Here is a 6,584-nt window from a genome sequence, read left to right as displayed (position 1 = left end):
CAGCCTACTTTTGCCCAAAGCTTCTGTTTTCAGTCGGGATCCCCTTGCAGCCGCTTTTGCCACGCCGCTTGGGCCGCCAGCCACACCGTCTGGACCGGCACGCGGAACTCTTGGGCGCAGGCCACACAGTCGCGGAACTCCGGCTGGGCGTTGACAATGCGGCCATGGTGATGGGCCACCTTGATGTCCACCAGGCCGTAGGGGGTTTCCACCCGCTCGATCCGCCGCTCCAGGACGGTGCGCTGCTGCTGGGAGTGGCGGATGCCCAGGGTAGTGGTTTCCCGGAAGATGAGCTCCTGGCACTCCGGCACCCGATCCGGCGGGCAGATTACCGTCAACAACACCCCTGGTCGCCCCTGCTTCATGGTGATGGGCTGGGTAAACACGTCCCAGGCGCCAAGGATCAGCAACTGCTCGCAGGTATAGGCAATCACTTGGGGGTTGAGGTCGTCAATCTGAGTTTGCAGCACCGAGACGATCTCGGTTGGCTCTTCCCCCTGGGACTGGCCAATCCAAAGACGAAACACGTTGGGAATGGGCAGCTCGCGGCTGCCGGCCCCGCGCCCCACTTTTTCCAGCCGCAGCGGTGGACAGGGCCCAAACGCTTCTGCCAGCGCCACCGCCAAGGCTGCGCCGGTGGGGGTAACCAGCTCGGCTTCCACGCCGTTGCTAAACACCGGCACCCGCCCCATCTCCCACAGCTCGATCACCGCCGGCACGGGCACCGCTAGTTGGCCGTGTTCGGTGCTCACCCAGCCGCCGCCAATGGGGTGAGGAGAGGAGATCACCCGCTCCACCTGCAGCCAATCCAGGCCGATACAGGTGCCGACGATATCCACCAGGGCATCGACGGCCCCTACCTCGTGGAAATGCACTGTTTCCAGGGGCACCTGATGGACTTTTGCCTCTGCTTGCGCCAGCTTCTCAAAAACTTTGAGGCTGCGGGCCTTGACCGCGGGAGCCAACCGGGATCCGGCAATCAAAGCCTGGATTTCCTTCCAAGGGCGGGCGGGCGGGGATCCGTCCAACACTTCTACCACCGCCTGTAGGGCAGGCTGGCCACACCGCTGCACCCGCTTCGCCTGCAGGCTGTATTCCCCCTCGATGCCCAGCGCCTGGAGCTGCTGCTTGAGATACTCCAAGGGCACCCCACAATCCAGCAGCGCCCCCAGACACATGTCGCCAGCAATGCCCGCCGCACAGTCGAAGTAAGCTATTCTCATGCCAGAGAACTGGGGGTGACAGCTATTGTAGGCAGCAACTGGCCTGGTCCGGTGATGGGAGAGGAATTAGGCTTCCCCAGAGTCTGAAGATTGAGAAGATTGGGCAGCAGATTCCCGCCAGTGTTGGATGACGTTGCCCAAATTGCGCCGAAACTCTCCAATTCCCAAGAGGGATCCGGGGTTGGGATCCCAGGAAGCCGAGAACACGCCGTAGCTGATGCCCAAAAAGCCAAGGCCAAACAAGGTTAGCGACTCCACCAAGGTGAAGTAAGGGGGCAAAGCCACCACATGGTTGGTTAAGAGGTAGTAATTGATGAAAAAGCTGCTCAGGCCCAGCCCAGAGGGGATCCCGGAAAACACCAGGATCCGCCGCACCATCCGCCGGCTGACCTCAGGGGGGATCGCAGCAACAGGTTCCTGCTTAGGCGGCTTCTTCTCGACCTCAGCAGAGGTAGAACTGGGGCGACGGCGGACGGCTTTGGAATGGCGGCTGGATTTGGCCACAAAGACAGCTCTCCGATAGCGTTTTGGATGGGTACCTACTTTTTCACCCGGATGTTCAGCCGTTCGGCCAGCTCCCGGAAGCGGTCAGGAGAATGCTTAGCGATGTAGTTGAGCAGCCGCTTGCGCCGACCGATCATCATCAGCAAGCCGCGGCGGGAGTTGAAATCTTTCGGGTTTTTCTGGAGGTGCTGCGAGAGTTGGTTGATGCGGCTGGTGAGCAGAGCCACCTGAACATCGGCAGAACCGGTGTCGGTGTCGTGAAGTCGATAGCTCTCGATGATCTGCTGCTTCTCTTGTTGCAATAAGGCCATAAGATCAAAGGACTGGATGCACTGCTTCAAAATAATAACATCGACCTTTTGTCCCTTGCTATTGCCGGGGATGATCGTGGAGACAAGGGGATCATGACACCAACCTCTGGAAATCCTCCGGCACTGCCGGCTTTGCTGGAACTGCTGAATTCACAAGACCTGGGAGATCGGCTGCGCGCCGTCAACAAGGCCAGAGAACTGCCTGGGCCAGAAGCCTTGACGCTGTTGCAGCAAGCCATAGCCGACGAGAATGCCCGCGTCCGCTATGCCGCCATCAGCCAGATGGGCACCCTATCTGGTGTCGATCCTGCCCCCCTTTTGCCCATTTTGCAGCGCTCTTTGCGAGAAGATCCGGAGTTCGATGTGCGGGCTGCTGCTGCCGCTGCCCTGGGGGATCTGAAGCAGCCGCAGGCCCTGGACGATCTTCTGGGGGCTTATCGGCGGGAAACAGAGTGGCTGGTGCGATTCAGCGTCGTCGCCGCCCTGGGGGAGCTGGGCAACCCTGCCGCCTTCGACACCCTGGTGGAAGCTTTGCAAGCAGGAGATGATCTGCTGACAACAGCCGCTGCCGCCGCCCTGGGGGATCTGGGGGATCCGCGAGCCATCCCCCATCTAGAGCCCCTCATCGATTCAGACGATTGGCAGTTGCGCTACCGCGTCTGCATTGCCCTGTCCAAGCTGGGCACCGAAGCCGCCCGCCCCGGCCTAACCCGGCTGGCCCAGGATCCCCAAGAGCAGGTGGCCGCCCACGCCCGCGCCGCCCTGGAATCCCTGTAGATCTCCGGCCAACCTGCCCTAGCTCATGGCGTTGATGATGTAATCAAAGTAGGGAGCGGCCTCGGCGGCGGAGTCCGGATCCAACAGGCTGAGGGCTGCTTCCTTCAAAAAGACCATCGCGTCGATCATGCCGGCGATGGGCACGTTGAGGGCGTTGTACATTTCCCGCACCCCTATCAGGCCGATGGACTCAATCGGCTCTTTGCTGCCGGCAATAATGCCATAGGTCACCAGACGCAGGTACCAGTCGTAATCTCGCAAACATTGGTTGTAGCGCTTGTCACCGTAAGCATTGCCGCCGGGTTGCACATATTCCGGCCGCTTGGCAAATAGCCGCTTTTGGGCCTCGTCGATGATGCGCTTTTTATTTTCTGTTAGCACCTGAGCGATTTGCAGACGCCTCTCGCCCGTAGTCATGTAGTTTCTGATGGCTTCCAGTTCGCTGACTGAGAGGTAACGCAGTTGGTCATCCGCGGTCTCGATGATCTGGTTGATCACGCTCACGGTAGGGATTCTCCTGTTTTGTAACGCTCTTTCAATTCACTTAATCAAGCCAGCCCAGCAACCCATCCCCCTAGCCAAAGGTTGGCCCAGAAGATGAGAAGACAACTTAGCAAGCTAACTGCTCCCAGTTTAGGATAGGATAGACCTTCCCTCAAGCACCTGGCCCAGCCGGCAGACCAGCTCTAAATCCGGCCTCGCAGCCATTGGGCCATCTCGTTGGGACGTGGGGCGGCCTCCAGACACACCTCTGCGGTAATCCGCCCCTCTTGGTAAAGCTTAAACAGAGACTGATTCATGGTACACATGCCCTCGTAGGAGCCATCGGCGATCAGCTCCTCAATTTCGTCCACCGCTCCCCGCTTGATGTAGTCGCGGATGGCATCGGTGTTGCGCATGATCTCGTGGGCCGCTGCCCGCTTGCCATCGGTGGTGCGCACCAGCGTTTGGGCAATAATTGCTACTAGAGTCTCCGCCAGTTGCAGGCGCATTGGCTCCTGCTCCTCCGGCCTGTAGATCCCCAAGAGACGCTCGATGGTGCGGACGGCGCTGTTGGTGTGCAGGGTTCCGAAGACCAAGTGGCCAGTCTGACCAGCCTTCAGAGCCGTATCCACCGTTTCCCGATCCCGCATCTCCCCAATCAGGATGATGTCCGGATCTTCCCGCAGCGAGGCTTTCAAGGCATTGGCAAACTCCAGGGTGTGGATGCCGACCTCCCGCTGCCGCACCATTGATTTCTTGCTCTGGTGGACGAACTCGATGGGATCTTCAATAGAAATGATGTGCTTGGGAAAATTGGAGTTGACGTAGTCCACCATCGCCGCCAGAGTCGTGGACTTACCGGAGCCGGTGGGGCCGGTCACCAAAACCAAGCCTTTGTGCTCTTCGGCAATGCGCTTCAACACCTCAGGCGCCCGCAACTGTTCCAGCGTCAAGATCTTGAGCGGGATCAGACGCATCACCATGGCCGGGCCGAGCAGAGAAACAAAGCAGTTGACCCGACAACGCACCAGACCCTCGTACTGGATGGCGGTATCCAGCTCCAAACATTCTTCAAACTGACGAATTTGATTCTCCGGCAAGCTTTCCCGCAGCCAGCCATAGAACATCTCGGTGGTGGTGACCGGGTAGTTGCTCAAGACCATCTGCCCCCGATCCCGGAAACGAGGCACTTCCCCCACCCCCAGGTGAATATCGGAGTAGCCCTTGTCGTAGGCTTCCTGTACCAGTTGGCGCAGCGTCGGGCCAGCGGGGGCAGACTTAGGAGCAGCAGCGGCCACCGGGATCCGCCCGGCAGCCGTGGGGCGAGCTGGGGGCACAAAAGGCGGAGCAGCCGGACTGGGGGGCGACACCGGAGGCCGACCCGCAGCGGCAGGAGGAGTGGGCAGAGGCATCTGCGGGGGAGTGGCAGGGCCGGGCATGGGCACCGGTGTCTGCGGGGGAGCGGCAGCCACGCCCGGCGGGATGGGCCGGCCCAGGATAGGTTTGGGCGCACTGGGGGCAGGGCGCGATCCAGTTCCTTGCGGGAGGGGAGCAGCCGCACCCAGTATCGGATCCAACTGCGTTGGGGGCTCCACCTTCGGCGTCTGAGCAGCCGCACGCGGAGGGCGCTGGGCAACAGGCGGGGTCGGCGGCTTCCAACCGGAGTCTAAGTCGGTGGGAAATTGATTTTCGGGGCTGACCTCGCTCATAACAGGCCTCGCTTCTGGCAGGATCTGCGTCGATTTTAAGCTAGTATTCCCAGCCTGAGCAGAGGATTAGCTTTCTTGCCGGCAAAGCTCCGCGGGATCCTTAAAAGTTGGACGGGTGACGAATGAGGCTCAAGAACTCCTCCCGCGTGCGGGGATCCTCCTGGAACACCCCCACCATCGAGCTGGTAACCGTCCAAGAGCCGGGCTTTTGCACCCCCCGCATCACCATGCACATGTGGGTAGCCTCGATAACCACTCCCACCCCATAGGGATCCAGCATGGTCATCAAGGCTTCCGCGATCTGGCGGGTAAGACGCTCCTGAACCTGCAGGCGGCGGGAGTACATCTCGACAATGCGGGCAATTTTGCTCAGGCCCACCACCTTTTGACGGGGGATGTAAGCCACATGGGCCTTGCCGATAAAGGGCAACAGATGGTGCTCACAGAGGCTAAATAGGGTTACGTCCCGCAGCAGCACCATCTCGTCGTGGCCCTCGTCGAAGATGGCGCCGTTGATGAGATCTTCCAGGGACTGCTGATAGCCGCTGGTCAAAAACTTCAGCGCGGCCACCACTCGCTCCGGGGTTTTCTTGAGACCCTCCCGCTGGGGATCTTCCCCAATGCCCCGCAGCAACGTCTCCACTGCGGCCACCATCGCCGGATCCAGGCTTTCTGAGCCCCTGGGCTCTTGCTCTGCCGAGTGGGACAGATCGCGAATAACCCGAGACTTGAGGTTGGCTTTGTCGTTGAGTCGCAATTCGGCACCGGATCCAGGCTTGGCAAGAGTCATAGCAGGATATTCCTTTGGTTGAACGAAGGGTTGAAGGAACTTGTCGAGGGAGACAGGGCCGGGAAACCCTCAAAACTGGGCTAGCAAGGCCACCCCAGGAAGAGCCAGCCTAAAAGGCCCCCGCCGCCGGCATGAGGGTGAGATCTTCCACCACAGCACCCCTGGGCAGGCGAACGAGATAGGCAATCAAGTCCGCCACCCACTCCGGCGAGAGCATTTTGGAACGGTCGAAATCCACCTGAACCGTATCCGTATCCCAGAGAGGCGTATCCACCGCTCCGGGACAGAGGCTGGTTACCCGGATGCCGTGCTGTCGTTCTTCTTCGGCCAAGGCCTGAGAAAAGCCCAGCAGGCCGAACTTGCTGGCGCAGTAGGCTCCCCAATTGGGAAAGGCTCGCTTGCCCGCAATCGAGACGACGTTGACAATCACGCCGAAGCGCTGCCGGCGCATCGCCGGCAGGACGGCTTGGGCGCAGAGAAAAGCTGCCGTCAGGTTCAAGTCAATCACCCGCTGCCAATCCGATAAAGCTACGTTGGCCAAGGGACCAACGTAGGCCACGCCCGCATTATTCACCAAGACATCGCAACCGCCAAATCGATCCAAAAGAGCTTGCAACTGCTGCGGTAGAGCGGGCAAGTCGGCCAAGTCGATGGGAAAAACCTCCGCCTTTCCTCCTTTTGCCTGGATCTCCGCCTGCACCGCCAGCAAATCGGGGTGGGAACGGGCCACCAAAGCAACCGCTATCCCTTCCTCGGCCAGTCTCAGAGCTACCGCTTTGCCGATCCC

Annotated in this window: 7 protein-coding genes and 1 pseudogene; 1 reads left to right on the top strand and 7 read right to left on the bottom strand. The window is 60.3% G+C overall.

The window, feature by feature from the left end:
- Nucleotides 1-29 precede the first annotated feature (29 nt).
- The 3 genes and pseudogenes from larC to rpsO all read right to left on the bottom strand — a co-directional run bounded on the left by larC (nt 30) and on the right by rpsO (nt 2,038).
- A complete protein-coding gene (larC, locus tag NW844_RS08775) occupies nt 30-1,223 on the bottom strand; it encodes a nickel pincer cofactor biosynthesis protein LarC (protein ID WP_414335007.1) in 1,194 nt (397 codons plus the stop codon).
- 66 nt (nt 1,224-1,289) lie between these two features.
- Nucleotides 1,290-1,745: pseudogene (locus NW844_RS08770) on the bottom strand (photosystem II biosynthesis protein); the annotation flags it as partial.
- A 17-nt stretch (nt 1,746-1,762) separates the two neighbouring features.
- Nucleotides 1,763-2,038 (bottom strand): 30S ribosomal protein S15, encoded by a 276-nt coding sequence (rpsO, locus tag NW844_RS08765; RefSeq protein ID WP_414335006.1) that lies wholly within the window; start codon nt 2,036-2,038, stop codon nt 1,763-1,765.
- Nucleotides 2,039-2,131: 93 nt separating this feature from the next.
- Between rpsO and NW844_RS08760 the strand changes: the two genes are divergently transcribed.
- Nucleotides 2,132-2,815 carry a HEAT repeat domain-containing protein gene (locus NW844_RS08760; RefSeq protein ID WP_414335005.1) on the top strand — a complete coding sequence of 228 codons (684 nt, stop codon included), beginning with the start codon at nt 2,132-2,134 and terminating at the stop codon, nt 2,813-2,815.
- An 18-nt stretch (nt 2,816-2,833) separates the two neighbouring features.
- Here the strand turns inward: NW844_RS08760 and apcD are convergent, their stop codons facing one another.
- From apcD to NW844_RS08740, 4 genes are all read right to left on the bottom strand, one after another.
- A complete protein-coding gene (gene apcD / locus NW844_RS08755; RefSeq protein ID WP_414335004.1) occupies nt 2,834-3,319 on the bottom strand; it encodes an allophycocyanin subunit alpha-B in 486 nt (161 codons plus the stop codon).
- Between the two features lie 182 nt (nt 3,320-3,501).
- Nucleotides 3,502-4,737 (bottom strand): type IV pilus twitching motility protein PilT, encoded by a 1,236-nt coding sequence (locus NW844_RS08750; protein WP_414335010.1) that lies wholly within the window; start codon nt 4,735-4,737, stop codon nt 3,502-3,504.
- 370 nt (nt 4,738-5,107) lie between these two features.
- A complete protein-coding gene (gene folE, locus NW844_RS08745; RefSeq protein ID WP_414335003.1) occupies nt 5,108-5,797 on the bottom strand; it encodes a GTP cyclohydrolase I FolE in 690 nt (229 codons plus the stop codon).
- A 109-nt stretch (nt 5,798-5,906) separates the two neighbouring features.
- Nucleotides 5,907-6,584, bottom strand: a 678-nt coding sequence (locus tag NW844_RS08740; protein WP_414335002.1) for an SDR family oxidoreductase, incomplete at its 5' end; no start/stop codon positions are given.

The organism is Synechococcus sp. H55.2 (genome assembly GCF_047462495.1).
Classification (GTDB): Bacteria; Cyanobacteriota; Cyanobacteriia; order Thermostichales; family Thermostichaceae; genus Thermostichus.
This window is presented reverse-complemented; position numbering and strand designations above follow the sequence as displayed.

Bases quoted from the DNA above. Each gene is read 5' to 3' on its own strand.
- larC (WP_414335007.1), bottom strand. From the start codon at position 1,223: ATGAGAATAGCTTACTTCGACTGTGCGGCGGGCATTGCTGGCGACATG.
- rpsO (WP_414335006.1), bottom strand. From the start codon at position 2,038: ATGGCCTTATTGCAACAAGAGAAGCAGCAGATCATCGAGAGCTATCGA.
- NW844_RS08760 (WP_414335005.1), top strand. From the start codon at position 2,132: ATGACACCAACCTCTGGAAATCCTCCGGCACTGCCGGCTTTGCTGGAA.
- NW844_RS08750 (WP_414335010.1), bottom strand. From the start codon at position 4,737: ATGCCCGGCCCTGCCACTCCCCCGCAGATGCCTCTGCCCACTCCTCCT.
- folE (WP_414335003.1), bottom strand. From the start codon at position 5,797: ATGACTCTTGCCAAGCCTGGATCCGGTGCCGAATTGCGACTCAACGAC.